The organism is Halorarum salinum (assembly GCF_013402875.1).
GTDB classification, from domain to species: Archaea; Halobacteriota; Halobacteria; order Halobacteriales; family Haloferacaceae; genus Halorarum; species Halorarum salinum.
Genome location: NZ_CP058580.1, coordinates 49,984 through 67,542 on the forward strand (window position 1 = coordinate 49,984; position 17,559 = coordinate 67,542).

18 protein-coding genes are annotated in these 17,559 nt (G+C 71.1%); 10 read left to right on the forward strand and 8 right to left on the reverse strand.

Annotation, left to right across the window (positions count from 1 at the left end):
• Nucleotides 1–100 precede the first annotated feature (100 nt).
• From HUG12_RS20485 to rdfA, 4 genes are all read right to left on the reverse strand, one after another.
• Complete coding sequence (locus HUG12_RS20485; protein WP_179270754.1) at nt 101–1,642, reverse strand: class I adenylate-forming enzyme family protein; 1,542 nt, start codon at nt 1,640–1,642, stop codon at nt 101–103.
• Between the two features lie 230 nt (nt 1,643–1,872).
• The gene (locus HUG12_RS20490) at nt 1,873–2,640 is read right to left on the reverse strand and encodes an IclR family transcriptional regulator (RefSeq protein ID WP_179270755.1); all 768 of its coding nucleotides are present in this window, start codon (nt 2,638–2,640) and stop codon (nt 1,873–1,875) included.
• Between the two features lie 324 nt (nt 2,641–2,964).
• Complete coding sequence (locus HUG12_RS20495) at nt 2,965–4,920, reverse strand: archaea-specific SMC-related protein (RefSeq protein WP_179270756.1); 1,956 nt, start codon at nt 4,918–4,920, stop codon at nt 2,965–2,967.
• 153 nt (nt 4,921–5,073) lie between these two features.
• A complete protein-coding gene (gene rdfA / locus HUG12_RS20500) occupies nt 5,074–5,676 on the reverse strand; it encodes a rod-determining factor RdfA (RefSeq protein WP_179270757.1) in 603 nt (200 codons plus the stop codon).
• Between the two features lie 201 nt (nt 5,677–5,877).
• On the opposite strand from rdfA, the gene HUG12_RS20505 reads away from it, so the two are divergent.
• Together HUG12_RS20505 and HUG12_RS20510 are read left to right on the forward strand one after the other, a co-directional pair.
• Entirely contained in the window at nt 5,878–6,078 is a 201-nt protein-coding gene (locus HUG12_RS20505) for a hypothetical protein (RefSeq protein WP_179270758.1), read from the forward strand.
• A 78-nt stretch (nt 6,079–6,156) separates the two neighbouring features.
• Nucleotides 6,157–6,315, forward strand: a complete 159-nt coding sequence (locus HUG12_RS20510; protein WP_179270759.1) for a hypothetical protein — start codon at nt 6,157–6,159, stop codon at nt 6,313–6,315.
• 129 nt (nt 6,316–6,444) lie between these two features.
• Here HUG12_RS20510 and HUG12_RS20515 read toward each other — a convergent pair whose 3' ends face one another.
• The 3 genes from HUG12_RS20515 to HUG12_RS20525 form a co-directional block, all read right to left on the reverse strand.
• On the reverse strand, nt 6,445–6,933 hold the full coding sequence (locus HUG12_RS20515) for a hypothetical protein (protein WP_179270760.1): 489 nt from the start codon (nt 6,931–6,933) through the stop codon (nt 6,445–6,447).
• On the reverse strand, nt 6,926–7,354 hold the full coding sequence (locus tag HUG12_RS20520) for a hypothetical protein (RefSeq protein ID WP_179270761.1): 429 nt from the start codon (nt 7,352–7,354) through the stop codon (nt 6,926–6,928). Before HUG12_RS20520 ends, HUG12_RS20515 begins: the two co-directional genes overlap by 8 nt.
• A gap of 95 nt (nt 7,355–7,449) precedes the next feature.
• The gene (locus HUG12_RS20525) at nt 7,450–7,854 is read right to left on the reverse strand and encodes a CBS domain-containing protein (RefSeq protein ID WP_179270762.1); all 405 of its coding nucleotides are present in this window, start codon (nt 7,852–7,854) and stop codon (nt 7,450–7,452) included.
• A gap of 305 nt (nt 7,855–8,159) precedes the next feature.
• Here HUG12_RS20525 and HUG12_RS20530 point away from each other — a divergent pair, with 305 nt between their 5' ends.
• The 5 genes from HUG12_RS20530 (at nt 8,160) to mobA (ending at nt 14,311) form a co-directional block, all read left to right on the forward strand.
• The gene (locus HUG12_RS20530; protein ID WP_179270763.1) at nt 8,160–9,926 is read left to right on the forward strand and encodes a nitrite/sulfite reductase; all 1,767 of its coding nucleotides are present in this window, start codon (nt 8,160–8,162) and stop codon (nt 9,924–9,926) included.
• Between the two features lie 153 nt (nt 9,927–10,079).
• Nucleotides 10,080–12,206 (forward strand): assimilatory nitrate reductase NasA, encoded by a 2,127-nt coding sequence (gene nasA / locus HUG12_RS20535; protein ID WP_179270764.1) that lies wholly within the window; start codon nt 10,080–10,082, stop codon nt 12,204–12,206.
• A complete protein-coding gene (locus tag HUG12_RS20540) occupies nt 12,199–13,527 on the forward strand; it encodes an MFS transporter (protein ID WP_179270765.1) in 1,329 nt (442 codons plus the stop codon). Before nasA ends, HUG12_RS20540 begins: the two co-directional genes overlap by 8 nt.
• Nucleotides 13,527–13,697, forward strand: coding sequence for a hypothetical protein (locus tag HUG12_RS20545; protein ID WP_179270766.1), 171 nt, complete (start codon nt 13,527–13,529; stop codon nt 13,695–13,697). Before HUG12_RS20540 ends, HUG12_RS20545 begins: the two co-directional genes overlap by 1 nt.
• Nucleotides 13,694–14,311 (forward strand): molybdenum cofactor guanylyltransferase, encoded by a 618-nt coding sequence (gene mobA, locus HUG12_RS20550; protein ID WP_179270767.1) that lies wholly within the window; start codon nt 13,694–13,696, stop codon nt 14,309–14,311. Before HUG12_RS20545 ends, mobA begins: the two co-directional genes overlap by 4 nt.
• A 79-nt stretch (nt 14,312–14,390) precedes the next feature.
• Here the strand turns inward: mobA and HUG12_RS20555 are convergent, their stop codons facing one another.
• Nucleotides 14,391–14,822, reverse strand: a complete 432-nt coding sequence (locus HUG12_RS20555) for a Rieske (2Fe-2S) protein (protein WP_179270768.1) — start codon at nt 14,820–14,822, stop codon at nt 14,391–14,393.
• 87 nt (nt 14,823–14,909) lie between these two features.
• On the opposite strand from HUG12_RS20555, the gene HUG12_RS20560 reads away from it, so the two are divergent.
• The 3 genes from HUG12_RS20560 to HUG12_RS20570 all read left to right on the forward strand — a co-directional run bounded on the left by HUG12_RS20560 (nt 14,910) and on the right by HUG12_RS20570 (nt 17,421).
• Nucleotides 14,910–15,842 (forward strand): substrate-binding domain-containing protein, encoded by a 933-nt coding sequence (locus tag HUG12_RS20560; protein ID WP_179270769.1) that lies wholly within the window; start codon nt 14,910–14,912, stop codon nt 15,840–15,842.
• A 95-nt stretch (nt 15,843–15,937) separates the two neighbouring features.
• Nucleotides 15,938–16,657, forward strand: coding sequence for an ABC transporter permease (locus HUG12_RS20565; RefSeq protein ID WP_179270917.1), 720 nt, complete (start codon nt 15,938–15,940; stop codon nt 16,655–16,657).
• A complete protein-coding gene (locus HUG12_RS20570) occupies nt 16,654–17,421 on the forward strand; it encodes an amino acid ABC transporter ATP-binding protein (protein ID WP_179270770.1) in 768 nt (255 codons plus the stop codon). The genes HUG12_RS20565 and HUG12_RS20570 overlap by 4 nt, the downstream gene beginning before the upstream one ends.
• Nucleotides 17,422–17,559 lie beyond the last annotated feature (138 nt).

A 17,559-nucleotide genomic window follows, 5' to 3' on the forward strand; every position in this document is an offset into this window, starting at 1 on the left:
GGCGGACGGGGGCGGACCGAGCAGGGCCGGGACGGCGTTCGACGCTCCCGGACGCGGGTCACCCGGACCGGCGGGCGGTCGCCCGTGGCGGCTCGTCGGCTCAGCCGAAGTGATCGTCGATGACCCGCCCGCGCTCGACCGTGCCGGTGTCGGTGCGCGGCAGCGGCTCCGTGCGGACGGCGTACGTCCGCGGGCGCTTGTAGTTCGCCAGCGAGCCGTGCTCTCGACAGAACTCGTCGAGGTCCTCCCCGTCCACCGAGCCGTCGGCGACCACCACCGCGGTGACCTTCCGGCCCCAGTGGTCGTCCTCGAGGCCGAACACGAGCGCCTCCTCGACGGCCTCGTGTCCGCCCAGCGCGTGCTCGACCTCGGCGGGGTAGACGTTCTCGCCGCCGCAGGTGAACATGTTGTCCACGCGGTCGACGACGTAGAGGTAACCGTCCTCGTCGACCCTGGCGACGTCGCGCGTCCGGAGCCACTCGCCGAAGTAGCTCTTCCGCTGTGCGGCCTCGTTGTCGATGTAGCCGTCCGACTTGCCCGGTCCGCGGGCGATGATCTCGCCCCGCTCGCCCGGGTCGACGGTCGCCTCCGGGTCGGGGTGTTCGTCCACCGGCGCGGGCTCGACGACCCGGAGCTCCCACGTGAACGCCTCCTTTCCGATGGTCCCCGGGTGCTCGTCCTGGGCCGACGGGTGCGCGAACGTGAGGTCGGGCCCCGCCTCCGTCATGCCGTAGGTGTTGTAGAGCCCCTCGGAGAGCAGCGATCGGGTCCGCTCGACGAGCTCCTCGGTAACGATGGCGCCGCCGGTCCGGACGTACTCGAGCGACCCCGTGTCGTAGCCGACCTCCGCCTGGACGTCGTTCAGGGCGTCGAGCTGCGTCGGCACGGCGAGCAGCCCGGTCGCGTCGTGCTCCTCGACGAGTTCGAGCGCCTCGGCCGGGTCGAAGCTCTCGTGGAGCACGACCGTCGCCCCGGCGAGGAAGTGCGGGTAGAGCCACGCGTCGGAGGTGACCATGTGGTACCACGGCGTCGTAACGATCGCCGTGTCGGTCTCGTCGACGCCGTGCTCCATGACGACCTGGACCGCGCCGTACCACATGTCCTCGCCGTCGAACGGCACCGCCTTCGGCCGGCTCGTCGTCCCGCTCGTGTAGAACACGGTGCACTCCTCGCCCGCGGGGAGGTCGGCGTGGAGCGTGTCGGCCGCCCCGTCGAGCACGTCCTCGTACGACTCGACCCCGTCGGCGTCGAGCTCCCGGTCGCCGACGTGGATCGCCGTCCCGAACTCGCCCCGATCGAGCATCTCCAGCGCGGTGTCGGCGTTCGCGTCGTCGAAGACCAGCCCCTCTGCGTCCGCGTTCTCCGCCATCCGGACGAGCTCCTCCGCCATCCCCCGGAAGGAGAGCTGTACCGTCGCGGACCCCCGCTTGTGGCCGGCGATCATCGACTCGACCGCCGCGGGCCCGTTCAAGGCGAGGACGGCACACCGACCGCCGCCGAGCCTGTCGGAGAGGGCGTTCGCGAGCCGCGTGCTCCGCCGGTCGAACTCGTCGTAGGTGAACTCCCTGCCGTCGTCGGTGACGACGGCGGTCTCGTCGCCGTAACACCGGACCGTGCGCTCGAACGCCGATAAGTAGTTCATAGATGATGCGGTATGCTACTACAGCCCATTCGCAGATATTAACGGTTGCGGTCGCGCCACGACGCAGTCGCGCGATTCGGCGGCCGTCCGGACGGGGGTCCGGGGCGACGGCAGGTCGCGTCCCCGCTCGCCGCGATCCCGTTTCACGCCCGCCCGGCGTGACCGGGCGCCGCGCGGCGGGACGGATCGGCGGACTCCGATTCGGTGTCATCGAACGCCCGACCCGACGGTCACCGGTAGGCGAGGTTCAGTTCGACGTCGTTCGCCGCGGCCCGGAGGTGGTCGACGAGTTCGTCCTCGCACCGCTCCCTGCTGACGCGGTGGGCGGGACCGGCGATCGCGAGCGCGCCGTGGACCTCCTCCTCGAACAGCAGGGGGGCGGCGACGGCGTGGATCCCCTCGAGGTCCTCGCCCATGTTCAGGGCGTACCCCCGTTCGCGGATCGCCGTCAGGTCCTCGCGGAGCGCGTCGGCGTCCGTGACGGTGTTCGGGGTGCGGGCCGGCAGCCCGTGGCTGTCGACGACGTCCTCGACCGCCCCGTCCGGGAGGTGTGCGAGGATCGCCTTCCCCCCCGAGTTGCAGTGCATGTAGGCCCACGAGCCGACGAGCGTGTTCGCGTTGACGTTCGTCCTGCCCGCCCGCCCGTAGAGGTACATCACCCGTCCGTTCTGGTGGGTCAACAGCCAGACCATCTCGCCGGTCGTCCCCTCGAGCTCGTCGACGATGGGTTTCGCCGCCCCGCACACGTCGTACTGGTTCCGGACGTACTGGCCGTGGCTGAAGAACTGGAGCCCCAGGTGGTAGCTCGCCCCCCGCTTGACCACGAAGTCGTGGGCCTCCATCGACGCGAGGTGGTCGTGGACAGTGCTCTTCGCGAGTCCCGTCCGATCGGCCAGCTCCGTCACCCCCGCCCCGTCGACCTCCCGAAGGTGTTCGACGATGGAGAACAGCGTCTCGTCCGACTTCACCCCGCCGCCGCGCGCCCGGTCCCCGGTCATGTGGGGTGCTACTTCGCCCCGGCTACTAAACTCTTCAGCTCCCCGCCCTCGCCCGGGCGACGGAACCGAGCGATCCCGCACGAGCGGGCCGCCGCGACGCCCGTTTCGGTCTCACCGAACGCGACCCGCTCGCCACGGCGACTGCGGTGATTATTCGTGGCAGTTCGTCCGTTCGGCTATCCGTCGTCGGAGAACGGGCGAAATTTTCGGATTCGTTCGACGAGAGGGAACGGGTGTGGGGACGGAGGGCGTTACGCCGATAAGCGTGTAACGTTTCGCGGCGAACGCGCGGGTCGTCCGACGCGCTCGCGCCCGGTCCGGGGGCTACCCCGCGAACTCCTCGACGTAGCTCCGGTCGGCCGCGAGCGCGTCGGCGTCCTCCGGCAACAGCGCGACGACGAAGTACTCGGCGTACTCCTCGAGGTAGTCGACGATCCGCGCGATGCGGTCGGAGTCGATCGCCTCGAGCGAGTCGAGGACGATGAACGGGAGATCCTCGTGGACGTCGTGGACGAGGTAGCCCGCGAGCGCGAACACGAGGCCGGTCACCTCGCGCTCGCTCTCGGAGAGGTGGTCGATCGTGTCCCGGTAGGACTCGCCGCCGGCCGTGGTGCGGATGATGTGGAGGTCGAACTCGGGGCGGGTCACCTTCCGACGGCCCTCCCGGACCTCGCGTTCGCGCCGTTCGATCCAGATGCGGTCGATGTTGTCGTACTGGAGGATGTCGAGCACGGCGTCCATGTGCTCGTTGAACGACTCGACGGCGTCGGCCTCGATGCGATCGACGCGGGTCCGGAGTTCGGTGAGCTGGTCGGCGACCTGCTCGCGCTCGTCGGCCAGCCGGGACCGGTCGTCGATGGCCTCCTCGCGCTCCTCGATGCGCGCGTCCACGTCGGCGAGGTCGGACTCGAGCCGCTCGACCCTGAGCTCCAGTTCGTTCGCCTCCCGGTGGCGCTCGAGCACCTCGTCGTAGTCGCCCTCGCCGACCCGCTCGGTCTCGGCCTCCAGTTCCTCGACGGCCTCGGCCTGCTCGTCGCGGTCGTCCTCGAGCCCCTCGATCCGCTCCTCGGTCGCCTCGATCTCGGCCTCGACGTCCTCGAGCCGGGACTCCGCCCGTTCGACCTCCCGGCGGGCCTGCTGGAGCTCCGAGCGCTCGGTCGAGAGCTCGTCGATCCGGTTCCGCAGTTCGTTCCGCTCGTCGAGCTTCTCCGCCCGGATCTTCCCGAGCAGGTCGAGCGTCTCGTCGATGCGGTCGCGCTCGACCTCGGAGCCGCACGTCCAGCACACCGTCCGCTCGGTGTCCTCCACCAGCTTGTCGGTGACGTCGCCGCCGGTTCCGGCCGACGACGTGCCGTCGAGATCGAGGTCCAGGCCGTCGCCCTCCAGCATCTCCTCGTTGAAGCTGATGACGCTTTGGAGCTCGCTGAGCGTGTCGTCCAGCTCACGTTTCCGCCGCCGGGCGTCGGCGATGCGCTCCGCGATCGCCTCGGGATCGGAGTCGGACGGCTCGGCGCGCTCGAGCGTCTCCTCCAGCTCGTCGCGTTCCTCGCGCAACTCCGCGAGCGTCGCGCGCTCGGCCTCGATGTCGAACTCGACGTCCTCGAGCTCCGACCGGGCCTCGCGCAGGCGCTGGAACGCCGCCTCGATGTCCTCCTTGCGCGACCGGCTCTCCTCGAGGTCAGCGTCGAGGTCGTCGATCTCCGCCTGGACGTCGGCCAGCTCCTCGCGGGCCCCCTCGAGCTCCTCGCGCACCTCCCGCCGCTCCGCCTCGAGGTCGGGGAGCTCCGTCTCGAGCCGTTCGAGCTCCTCGATCCTGTCGTCGATGTCGTCCTTCTCGCGCTCGAGTTCGGCGATCTCGGCCTCGATGCTGTCGGTGTCGATGGGGCGCATGATGATCTCCCGGAGGTCGTCGCCCCGCTCGACGGCCCGCCGGACCTCGTTGTTCTCCAGGAGGAACGCGAACATGTCCGCCAGCTGCGGGTCGTCGAGGAACGGGTCGCCGTCGAACGACACCGCCTCGCCGTGTCGCGTCAGCGTCCGCGTCCAGGTCCGGTCGCCGATCTCCAGTTCCACGTGCCCCTCGTCCGCGTCGGCCTTGAGCGAGGGTTGCTCGCTTCCCAGCCCCGCCATGAGCGCCTGCAGGAACGACGTGCGGTTCGTGGCGTTCCGGCCGCTAAGCACCGTCACGCCCGGAGGGAGCGTCACGTCGGCCTCGTCGATGCCGCCGATGTTTCGTGCGCGGACGTGGACGTCTTTCGCCGTCTGATCCGTCGTATTCATCGTTTCGAGTTTATGTCTTCACGACTTAACTGTTGCCGTCTCGGACTGCGGGAACGCACGACCGCCCGCCGCCGAGGGGTGCGCCGCCCGCGAGTCCCGGACGGGTCGCCGGAGCGTACGCCCGCCGCGGCCCGGGTCGGACTGCCGGCGGGTTCAACAGTCGCACCCGCCCTGGCGGATGAGCTCGCCGATGGGATACCCGGTGCCGCACTCGCTACAGACCACCTGCACGTCGACGAACACCTCGTACCCCCGCTCCGTGAGGTCCCCGGAGGCGACCAGCCCGTCGATGGTCGACTCCGCGACCACCGATGTCCGGCCCTGCAGGCGCTCCATCGTCTCGACCTTCCTGTCGACCCGGTCCGCCGACCGGTCCGGGAGCTCCGCCTCCCGGTACTCCGTGAGATACGTGTGGATCGCCTGGTGGGTGACGAAGTCGCCCCGGAGCGACTCGACGTCGACGTCCTGGCGCTCGAGTTCGCGACGCTTCCGCATCCTGTCGGCCTCGGACACGTCGTCGTCCGTGAGCACCCGGTAGGTGGTCTCGACGTCGCTCGAGACGGCGGTCGCGCCGGCCCCGTCGAGCGCCGCCTCCAGCACTGCCCGGTTGAACTGCTCGGCGAGGTCCCGGAGGCTCGTCCGCTCGCCGCCCTCGCCGGTCCATCTGGACTCGAGTCGTTCCCCCATGTCGGTCAGCCCGTACTCGTCGATGACGCGCGCCACCTTGCTGTTCGGCCGTCCCTCGGTCGTCGTCATGGGCGGACGTAGGCCCCTCCATTACAAATATATTGGTGTAACCTCTTCGTGCCGGCGTCGACGGGGTCGAGCGCCGGCCCTGTTAGCAGGTTCGACGAGGGGTGCGAAGTTCGAGAACGGGTACGACGGCCGTACCCGCCCGTCACGTGCGACTAACAATGCCCGAGCCGGCCGTACGGGCGCAGTCGGAGGTCGACACTCATGGCCGAATCCCGAAGCCTGACCGACTGGATCGCGTGGCTGAGCCCCGGCGTACTCGTGCTCGTCGGACTGGCGCTGTTCTTCCTCCCCGTCCCGCCGACGTCGATGATCGGCATCGCGCTGATCGTCGTCGGCGTGGCCCTCTGGGTGCTCGACTACGTGGGCGTCCGCGGTGCGGGCGGCGGAGGGGACGAGACGTAGTCGGGACCCACACTCACGGACGGGTCGTCGGCGATCGCGCCGCAAGGGACAACTCCCTCGAGCGCCTCCTGACGCCCGATGCCCCACCGCCGACACCACCGCTGCAACCTGTGTGGCCGCGACTTCGAGACGGGCCCCGAGCTCGAGGACCACGTGGACCGCCGCCATCCGAAGGCCGACGTCCGCTGGTGGATGGTCGCGGAGGACCCGGAGAAGGACCTGCGGTTCGAACGGTGACCCGGGCCCGATCCGAACGACGGACCGGCGCCCGGCCGCGGACGGGAGACGTGACGGAATCGAACGTATGACAACTGCCGTACACCAGCCGGCGGACCGACCCCGCGACCGTCCGGCGATCGGGGTCGATCACCGCCGGGGTTCGGGGACCAGCGCCGCGCTCGCCCGGTAGAGCGCGACGTTCACGATCGCGAACAGGACCCCGACGGCCGCACCCACGACGCTTCCCGCCGCAGCACCGAGCGACAGGAGGAGGACGAACGCCGGGACGTCGACCATCCCGTCGAGCACGTTGACGGCCGCGACGACGACCGCGATGCCCGCGACGAACCCCATCCCGACCAGCGCGCCGCCGACCGTCCCGCGGACGAGGAGGCGCCCGGTTTCTCCCGCCGCGGACCGCGCGAGGCCGCCCTCGGCGAGCACCCAGCGGGTCGTCACCCAGAGGAGCAGCCACAGGTAGCCGAACAGGAGGAGGCCGGGGAGCGTCCCCAGCGAGGGGAGCGTATCGCTCAGCGCCCCGCTCGCGTGCCCGAGCAGGACGAGCGGCAGGCCGAAGGCGACGAGGTCGAACGTCGTCACGATCCACGTCTCCGCGGCGCCGGCGGCCTCACCCATGCGCGAGCACCTCCGCGAGCGCGACGAGCAGTAGCAGCGTCGCCGCCGTCGCGCCGTACGCCCGTTCGAGTGTAGCGCCGCCGCGGTCCGGGACCGTCGCGTCGGCCGGCAACCGGAGGACGGCCAGCGACCGGAGGAACGACCCGACGACGAACGCGAGCGCAACCAGCAGTTTGGCCGTGAGCACCGACCCCCACCGCGTGCCCGGCCCGGGCGCGCCGACGGCGCCGAGGTTCCCGACGCCCGTCGCGAGCACGAGTCCCAGCAGCGCCCAGAACCACAGTTCGAACCGCAGCAGTCGGGCGCTCGGAACCCGGTCGGCGGTTCGGAGGCCGTGCCACGCGAGGGCGCTTCCGCCGACGAGCGCGACCATCCCGAGCAGGTGGACCGTTCTGACGGCGAGGTGGAGGGCCGACGACATCACGCCGCCCTTCTCGGTCGGGTGACAAATAACGACCGGTGGGCGTCGCCCGACGGGTCGGGACCGTCCGGGTCGCCGTGGGGTGCGGTCCGGATTCAGGTGGGACTCGGCGCCCGCGAGCGCGAGACGTACGCCGCGAGGTCGGTCGTCGTCACGATGCCGATGACGCCCTCGGTCTCGGAGACGACGGGGATGTGGTGGACGCCGTGTTCGAGCATCGCGTCGGCGACGTCGTGGACGGGGTCCTGGGCGCTCGCCGTCACGACGCCGGTGCTCATGTACGATGAGACGGGCGTCTCGTCCTTCGGCCGCCGCTCCGCGACGATCCGGACGAAGTCGGTCGTGGTGAGGATGCCGGCGAGGTCGCCGTCCCCGTCGGTGACGACGACCGAGCCGATGTCGTTCTCGAGCATCGTCGCGGCGGCGTCCTCGACGAGCGTGTCGGCGGTCACCGTGATCGGGTCGGGGGACATGATCCGTGCGACGAAGATGTCGTCCATGCGCCACAGTTCGGCGGTCGAGTGATAAGGGTTGTCGTACGTTCAGCGGTACCTCCCGGAACGTCGACGATCGTCACGAAACGCCCGTTCCCGGACGACGTAATTGACCGTTCATTGTTGATACACCATTTAGGAGTGAGAGATTTCCCCCTATACCCACAATTAGGGAAAATTCTTCCAGTAATTATCCCACTGTTAGGACGATTCAGGAACAGCCTTTTGCCCACGACCATGCACCGATTGGACCGAAACGGCTGGCATTTGGGCACGATTCGGCCCAGGAATCACCCGTTCACCCACGGACAATGGTACACGAAAAGGAGGAGTGGAAGGACGAGTCGTACGGCGACGAACTCAGGGAACGGATCGAGTCGTTCGCGGCGGAGGGGTGGGAGTCCATCCCCGAGGACGAGCGCGAGGAGTGGTTCTCCCGGTTCAAGTTCTGGGGCGTCTTCCACCAGCGGAGCGGCCAGGAGAGCTACTTCATGCTCCGGCTGACGAACTGCGGCGGCGTCCTCGAACCGGGACAGCTCCGGGCCATCGGCGAGGTGGCCCGGGAGTACGCCGGCGGGCCGGTGGAGAACCCCGAGTTCGGCGACGCCTGGATCGACCTCACGACCCGCCAGTCGGTGCAGCTCCACTGGCTCAAGCTCGAGGACGTCCCGGCGGTGTGGGAGAAACTGGAGGCCGTCGGCGTCTCATCGCGCTCGGCGGGCGGGGACGCGATGCGGAACGTCTCCGGCTGCCCGGTCGCGGGCAAGGACGAACACGAGCACGTCGAGACGCGCTCGCTCCTGGACCGCATCCAGCGCGAACTCCGCGGGGACGACGCGCTCTCGAACATGCCCCGAAAGTTCAACATCTCCGTCACCGGCTGCCGGGAGGGCTGCGCGCAGGACTCCATCAACGACGTCGCGCTCGAGCCCGCCCGGAAGCTCGCAGGGGGCGAGGAGGTCAGGGGGTTCAACGTCCGCGCCGGCGGCGGCCTCGGGGGACGCGAACCCCGCCGCGCCCGGTCGGTCGACGCGTTCGTGACGCCCGAGCACGCCTACGAGGTGGTGCGGGCGTTCGTCGAACTGTACCACGAGGAGGGCGACCGGACCAACCGGAGTAGGAACCGCGCGCGCTTCTTCGTCGACGACTGGGGGACGGGGGCGATCCGCGAGGAACTCGCCGACAGGGTCGACTTCGAACTCCAGCACGCCGGAACGAGCTTCCGGACGGAGTACACCTACAACGCCGGCCGAAAGCCCGAACGCGGGAAGCACGACCACGTCGGCGTCCACGAGCAGCCCGACGGGCGCCACTACGTGGGGCTTAGCGTCCCCGTCGGTCGAATGGGCGCCGAGGAGGCGATCGAACTGGCCGACCTCGCGGACGAGTACGGGGGCGGCGAGGTGCGGCTCACCCGCCGGCAGAACCCGATCCTGATGGACGTGCCCGAGGGGAACCTCGACGACCTGCTCGCGGAGCCGCTCCTGGAGACGCACACGCCGGAGCCGGGCGCGTTCGGCCGGGGCGCGATCGCCTGCACCGGGACGGAGTTCTGCTCGCTCGCGCTGACCGAGACGAAGGCCCGGACGGCCGCGATGCTGCGCTGGTTCCGGCGCAACGTCGAGGTGCCCGACGACGTCTCGCAGCTGAAGCTCCACTTCTCGGGCTGTACCGCCGACTGCGGGCAGGCGATGACCGCGGACATCGGGTTGCAGGGGATGCGCGCCCGCAAGGACGGCGAGATGGTCGAGGCGATGGACGTCGGCGTCGGCGGCGGCGTCGGCGCGGAGCCGTCGTTCATCGAGTGGACGCGCCAGCGCGTCCCGGCCGACGAGGTGCCGGGGATGATACGGAACCTCGTGGAGGCGTTCGCCGCGCTCCGCGAGGACGGACAGACGTTCCGCGAGTGGGTCGACGCGACGGGCCACGAGACGCTCATCGAACTGGCGGAGCCGGAGGAGACCTCCTACGAGGACCCCTGCCTCCACGACGCCAAGCAGTCGTGGTACCCCTTCGCCGACGGCGAGAGCCCGGCCCCGACCGACGCGACCGGCGAACCCCTCCCGAGCGATGACTGAAGGGGACCGCCCGCGGTCGGCCGGCGATCCGAACGCCCCGATGGACGCCGCGCCGGAGCTGTTCCCGGCAGATTCCGGGGTGGCTCCGGCCGGGGCGCTTCCGGCCACCGGATCCGACCCCGACCCGACGCCGTCACCGGAGGTGTGCGACCGGTGACCGACCCGGTCCCGACGACCTGCATGCGGTGTGCCGTCGGCTGTGGCCACCTCCAGGGTCGGGTCGACACCGGCTACGGCATCGCCTCGGTGCGCGGCGACGTCTCCCACCCGGTGAACCGGGGGCTCGCCTGCCAGCGCGGCATCCGGGAGACGGCCGACCCGGCGGGCGAGTGGCTCACCCGCCCGCTGATCCGCGAGGGGGACGAACTCCTCCCGACGACGTGGGACGTCGCGCTCGATCGGGTCGTCGAGGCGTTCTCGACGGCCGTCGACGGGAACCGCGACGGCGTGGCCGTGCTCGGCAGCGGCCAGCAGACCAACGAGGCCGCCTACGCGCTCGGGAAACTCGCCCGCGGCGGCTTCGGCACCCGGTACTACGACGCCAACACGACGCTGTGCATGGCCAGCGCGGTGACGGCCTACTACGACGCGTTCGGCAGCGACGCCCCGCCGTGCACGTACGACGACGTCGACGACGCGCGGACGCACGTCGTCTGGGGCGCGAACCCGGCCGTCGCCCATCCCGTGATGTTCCGCTGGATCGAGGAGAGCGCCCGCGGGGACGGGAGTCGGCTCGTCGTCGTCGACCCCGTCGAGACGAAGACCGCGAGCGTCGCCGACGATCACGTCGCCCTCGACCCGGGAACGGACCTCGCGCTCGCCCGCGCCGTGCTCGCGCGACTCGTCGAGCGCGACGACCTCGACCGGGAATTCGTCGCCGAGTCGACGACGGGGTTCGACGACCTGGAGGCCGCCCTCCCGGCGGTCGAGGCGGCCGCCGGGACCGCCGGCGTCGACCCGGAGACCGTCGACGCGCTCGCGGCGGCGTTCGCCGACCCCACCCTGGTCTACTGGGGGATGGGCGTGAACCAGAGCACGCAGGGGACGAACACCGCGGCGGCGCTGGTCGACCTCTGTCTCGCGACGGGGAACCTCGGCCCCGGAACCGGCCCGTTCTCGCTGACCGGCCAGGCGAACTCCATGGGAACGCGCGTCGTCTCCTCGAAGGGGTCCTGGCCGGGCCAGCGCCCGTTCGAGGATCCGGACGAGCGCCGGATCGTCGCCGAGGCGTGGTCGGTCCCCCTCGACCGCCTCCCCGACGACGCCGGCCCCGGCCCGGTCGGAACCGTGGAGGCCGTCGAGGACGGCCCCGTGGAGGCCGTGTGGGCCGTCGCGACGAACCCCGTCGCCGGCATGCCCGACGGGTCGACCGTCCGCGAGCGTCTCGAGGACGCGTTCCTCGTCGTGCAGGACGCCTTCCGGACCGAGACGGTCGAGGTCGCCGACGTGGTGCTCCCGGCGGCGACGTGGGGCGAGTCCGACGGCACGACGACGAACATGGAGCGCCGGGTGTCGCGCGTCCGGCCGGCGATGGACCTCCCGCCGGGGATCCGGACGGATCTGGACGTGATTACGACGATCGGGAACCGCGTCGCTCCTGGACTGTTCGACCGCACCGAGCCCGAACCCGTGTTCGAGGAACTCGCCGCGCTCACGGCCGGGACGCCCGCGGACCTCTCGGGGATCAGCTACGGCCGGCTCGACGCGGAGGGCGCGGTCCGCTGGCCCGCGCCCGACGCCGTCTCGGAGGGCGGCTACCGCTACCTCGCCGACGGCGAGTGGGCGTTCGAGACGCCCTCCGGTCGGGCGCGCTTTTCGACGGCCCGCCACGAGGGAGTGCCCGAACCGGTCGACGACGACTACCCGCTGACGCTGACGACCGGCCGCGAGGTCGACGGCTACAACACCGGGGTCCGCTCGCGCGACGCGGGGACGCCGGACGCGCCGCTCGCCCGCGTCCACCCGGCGACGATCGACGGGACGGATCTCGGGTTCGAGTCGGCCCCGGCGAAACTCGGGACGGATGAGGACGGTTCCGCCGACGCGGCGATCGAATCGCGCCGCGGGGCTGTCCCGGTCCGCGTCGAGGCCGACCCGGCGGTCCCCGAGGGGCTCGTCTGGCTCCCCATCCACCACCCGCGGACGAACGAGCTCACGCTGCCGGAGACCGACCCGCGCTCGGACGAGCCGAACTTCAAGCAGTGCGCGGTCCGGCTGTGCCCGGCGGACGCGAACCGGGCTGACCCCGTCGCCGACGCGGAGGTGATCCGCGGTGACTAACAAGGTCGAGCAGCTCTGTCTCGCGACGCTCGGGTTCTTCTGGGCGTTCCTGATGTGGTTCTCGACGGCCGCGTTCAGCCCGAGCATCGGCGCCGCGTTCGACCTCACGACGGGCGAACTCGCGCTGCTGGCGAGTTCGGCCATCTGGCTCGCCCCGCCGGGTCGCGTGCTGGCCGGCTGGGCCGCCGACCGCGTCGGCGCCCACACCACCTTCACGGTCATCCTCGCCGTGACGGGGCTGGTGAGCATCGCCTCCTCGTTCGCCTCGAGCTACGAGGTGCTGTTCCTCGAACGGCTGATCGTCGCCTCCGCCGGCATCAGTTTCGTCGTCGGCATCCAGCACGTCGCCCAGTGGTTCGACGAGCACGAGATGGGCACCGCCGAGGGGCTGTACGCCGGCACCGGCAACGTCGGCGCCGGCGTCGGCGCGCTGGTGCTGCCCCGGGTGTATGGCGTGAACTTCGGCGACGCGTTCCTCCACCTCGGCGTCGGGGCGGTGCTGGTCGCCGGCCTCTACTGGTGGCGCGGCGTCCCGGCGAAGGACGCCGCGTCGGCGGAGGTCGCCCGCTCGAACGCCTCGCTGAAGGACACCCTGTTCGTCTGGACGCGCTACTCGGCCATCGCGCTCATGCTGGCGTACGCGATGTCGTTCGGCCTCGAGATCGCGATGAACTCGTGGCTCCCGAGCTACTACGCGACGGGGTTCGCGGGCGACATCGAGGCGCTCGGCTTCGAGGGCGTCGCCGCCGTCCAGACGGCCGCCGGGACGTTCGCGGCCGTCCAGTCGTTCAACGCCTCGCTGTGGCGGCCGTTCTCGGGGTACATGTCCGACCTCTGGCAGCGCAAGGGGTGGACGCCGTACCCGATGCTCGCGGACGACCGGCCGTACTCGCCGCGGGTCCACTGGCTGCTGACTGCGCTCGTCTGCATCACGGTCCTGATGGTCGCGCTCACCGTCGTCGGGATGCTGGGGCTCCTGCCCGCCTCCGTCGTCGTCCTGGCGGCGTTCGGCGTCGCCGTCAGCTTCGGCACCGGCGGCGTGTTCGCCATCGTCCCCGTCCTGTTCCCCGACCGTCCGGGCACCGCCTCGGGGTTCGTCGGGGGGGTCTCCACGGCCGGCGGCATCGTCTACCCGGTCATCTACGGCGGCGTCCCGAACATCCACGCCGGCTACGCCGTCGTCGCGATCGGTTGCTTCGTTCCGATCATCGGCTTCTTCCTGTGGGTGATGGGGCGCGAGGACGGCGTCGCGGACCGCGGGGTCGGCAGCAGGGAACGCTGGCTCGGCGGAAACCGGACCGTCACGGGGGGTGACGACTGATGCCGGGGAGCGGGGCGACGCCGGACGTGGAGCGCGACGACGTCCCCGGACCCGGCGGCTGGTACCGCTGGGGACGGGCGGTCCTCTACGCCGAGATGGCGCTCGCGGTGCTCGTCACCGCGTTCTCGCTGTACATGGCGTTCACGGGCCGGGCGGGGTTCCTGACGTGACGCGCTCTCTGGTCGTCCTCGCCGGCGGTCGCTCGACGCGCTTCGGCGCGACCGACAAGGCGCTCGCGGACGTCGCCGGCCGCCCGATGCTCGCGTGGAGCCTCGATCGACTCGAACCCGTCGTCGACGACCTCGTGGTCAACTGTCGGGCGAACCAGCGGCGGTCGCTCGCGGCCGCGCTCGGCGATCGCCCCGTCCGGTTCGCCGTCGACCCGGTTCCGGACCGCGGACCCGTCGCCGGAACGTGTGCCGGCCTGGCCGTCGCGGACGACGGCCCGACCCTCGTCGTGGGCTGTGACATGCCGTTCTTCGACGCCGCCACCGCGGGACGGCTGTTTCGACGGGCGGCGGAGGAGGCGGACGCGGACGTGGCCCCCGACGCGGCGGTACCGGTCGCGGACGGGCGACGACAGCCGCTCGGCGCCGTGTACCGCGTCGAATCGGCGCGGGCGGCCTGCGAGCGGGTCGGGGCGAACGGGCGACTCGTCGACGTGCTCGACCGACTCGACGCACGCGAAGTCCGGGTTCCGGCGGCCGCGTGTCGGAGCCTCGACACCCCCGGGGCCGTGACGGGGGCCGAACCCGAACTCGCCGGGCGGGCGGCTACCCGCTAGGGGGCCGGATACCCGCTAGTCGGTCCCCCTCCACCGAGCACGTCGGCGTCGCGGCGCGTGGAGCGACCGCTGGACGGACTCAAAAGCCGATGTGCGAGGTCGAACTCGGCCCGCCGTCGCCCTCGTCGTCACCGTCGCCCGCGTCGAGACCGCCCTCCCGGCGGAAGGTGTACGAGCGGTCCGCGAGGTAGACGGTCCCGCCCTCGACGGCCACGTCCACCGGGACCAGCGTCGTGTCAGCTGCCTCGCCGTTGTCGCAGTAGCCCGAACAGGCGTCGAACATCGATCCGTGCTTCGGACAGATCACCTGCCCGTCGCGGATCGCGGCGCCGAACCCCCGGTCGAGCCGCTGTGCCTCGTGGGTGCAGCGGTTCACCCACGCCTCGACGCCGTCCGCACAGGGGACGAGGATTACCTCCTCGTCGTTCCCGTTCGCGTCCGTGGCGGTGAATAGCCACGACCCCTCGTCGTGGACCGTCCCGACCGTGGCGAGTTCCGTTCGGCCGGTCATACGCCGGGGTGGTCCGCCCCCACGTAATGGGTTTCGGTTCCGAACCTCGTCGAAACAGTTATGATGTAACGTTCGGTCGATGTTCCCATGGCGATACATCGGCGGGAACTGCTCGCGACGCTGGGCGCCGGGGCGGCGGCGGGCCTCGCCGGCTGTTCGGCCGCGGGTCAGTTCGGCGGCTCGGACGAGGCGCCGGGCGTCGTCGGCGAGACGCTCACGCTCACGACGACGACCAGCACGCACGACACCGGCCTGCTCGACGAACTGAACGCCCCCTTCGAGGACATGTACGGCGTCACCGTCGACGCGGTCGCGCAGGGGACCGGCCAGGCCCTGGAGACGGCGCGGAACGGCGACTCGGACGTCGTGATGGTCCACGCGCGCTCGCTCGAGGACGAGTTCATGACCGAGGGGTACGGCGTGAACCGGCGGGACCTCATGTTCAACGACTTCGTCGTCGTCGGCGCCGAGGACGACCCGGCCGGAATCGGCGGGTCGGGTTCGGCGACCGAGGCGTTCTCCGCCATCGCCGACCGGGGGGCGACGTTCGTCTCCCGGGGCGACAACTCCGGCACGCACACGAAGGAACTGGCCATCTGGGAGGAGGCGGGCGTCGAGCCGTCCGGCGACTGGTACATGGAGACCGGCCAGGGGATGGGCGAGGTGCTCAACGTCGCCAACGAGCAGGGCGGCTACACCCTCGCCGACCGGGGGACGTACCTCTCCCAGCGCTCCGTGGTCGACCTGGTCATCCACGTCCAGGGTCCCATCGAGGGCGGGCCGGAGCTGCTCGCGAACCCCTACGGCATCCTCGCGGTGAACCCCGCCGTCCACGGGGACGTCAACTACGACCTGGCGATGGCGTACATCGGCTACGTCACGAGCCCCGAGGGGCAGCGGCGCATCGAGGAGTACACGGCGAACGGGGAACAGCTGTTCTACCCGGAGGCGCTCTCGGAGGACCCCGACTTCCAGCAGTACGTACCGGAAGGCTGGAGTGGGAACTCCACGGAAGGCTGACCGTGACCCCCGTGGCACCCGACCCCGTCACGCCGTCCGCGGGCCCGTCGCTCGCCGGAGCCGTTCCGTCGCCCGCCGGAACCGTCTCGTCGCTGATCGAGGCCGTTCCGGCCCTCGCCGGGGCCGCCCCGCTGCTCGTCGAGTTCCCGTTCGAGCCGGTGTACGTGGAGAGCATCGTCGCCGTCTCGCTGTACGTGAGCGTGCTCGCCGTCCTCCTGAGCACGTTCGTCAGCGTGCCCGTCGCGCTCGCCGTCGGGTTCACCGACTTCCCCGGCAAGCGGCTCGTGACCTCGCTCATCAACACCGGGATGGGGTTCCCGAGCGTCGTCGTCGGGCTGGCGGTCCTCTTCCTCGTCTCGAACCAGGGTCCGCTGGGGAGCCTGAACCTCGTGTTCACCCGGGAGGCGATGATCGCGTCCCAGTTCGTGCTGGCGACCCCCGCCATCACGGGCATCAGCCTCGCGGCGGTGACGAGCGTCGACCGGAACGTCCGGGACGCCGCCTACTCGCTCGGGGGAACTCGCCTCGACGTGGCGCTCGTCACGGTGAAGGAGGCCCGCTACGGCATCGCGACGGCCGTGCTCGCGGGCTTCGGCCGGGCGATAAGCGAGGTCGGCTCGGTGCTCATCGTCGGCGGCAACATCGCCGGACCCGACGGGGTCTCGCGGACGAGGACGATGACGACGGCCATCCAGCTCGAGGCCCGGCAGGGCCGCTACGGGACCGCGATGGCGCTCGGGGCCGTCCTGCTCGCCATCGTGCTGCTCGTCAACGCGGTCGTCGTCCGCCTCGGCGACGGGGGGACCCTGCGGTGACGCTCCGGGCCGACGCCGTCGGGCACGCCTTCGACGGCGAGCCGGTGTTCTCGAACGTCTCGCTCGCGGTGGACCCCGGCGAGGTCGTCGCCGTCATCGGGCCGTCGGGCGCCGGCAAGACGACGCTGCTCCGCTTTCTCGCGCTGTTCGAGCGCCCGGACGAGGGGACGGTGTCGTTCGACGGGACGGACGTCTGGGACGCCCCCGAGTCCGACAGGCTGGGGCTCCGCCGGCGCGTCGGGATTGTGTTCCAGGAGGCGGGCCTGTTCGACGCGGACGTCGCCCGAAACGTCGAGTACGGCCTCCGCGTCCGCCGGCCCTGGAGCGAGCGACTCGGGGACGAACTCGCCGGCCTCCTGGGTCGGAACGGGACGAACGGGGCCGTGAGGGAGGCGCTCGACCTGGTCGGCCTCGCGGACGACGCGGACCGGTCCGCCGCCTCGCTGTCGGGCGGGGAGGCCCAGCGCGTCTCCTTCGCCCGCGCGGTCGCGTACGAGCCGGACGTGCTCCTGCTCGACGAACCCACCTCGGACCTCGACCCGCGCAACACCGCGGTCATCGAGGACGCGGTCGACCGGGCGTGCGACCGGGGCATCGGCGCCGTCCTCGCGACCCACGACATGAACCAGGCGCGCCGGGTCGCCGACCGCGTCGCCGTTCTGCTCGACGGCGGCGTCATCGAGGTCGGCCCCGCGGAGCGGGTGTTCGGCTCCCCGGACGACGAGCGCGCGCGGAAGTTCGTCGCCGGCGAACTGGTGTACTGATCCCCCGTCGGTCCCGCATCCGGGAGTACGGAGCCACACGGCACGTCATCTCGGACGAGTTATGCTTCCGTCGATTGGTAAGAACCTAGACCGTCGAATCGCGTGGGCCCGTTCCCGACCTGGCCGGGCGTCCGACGG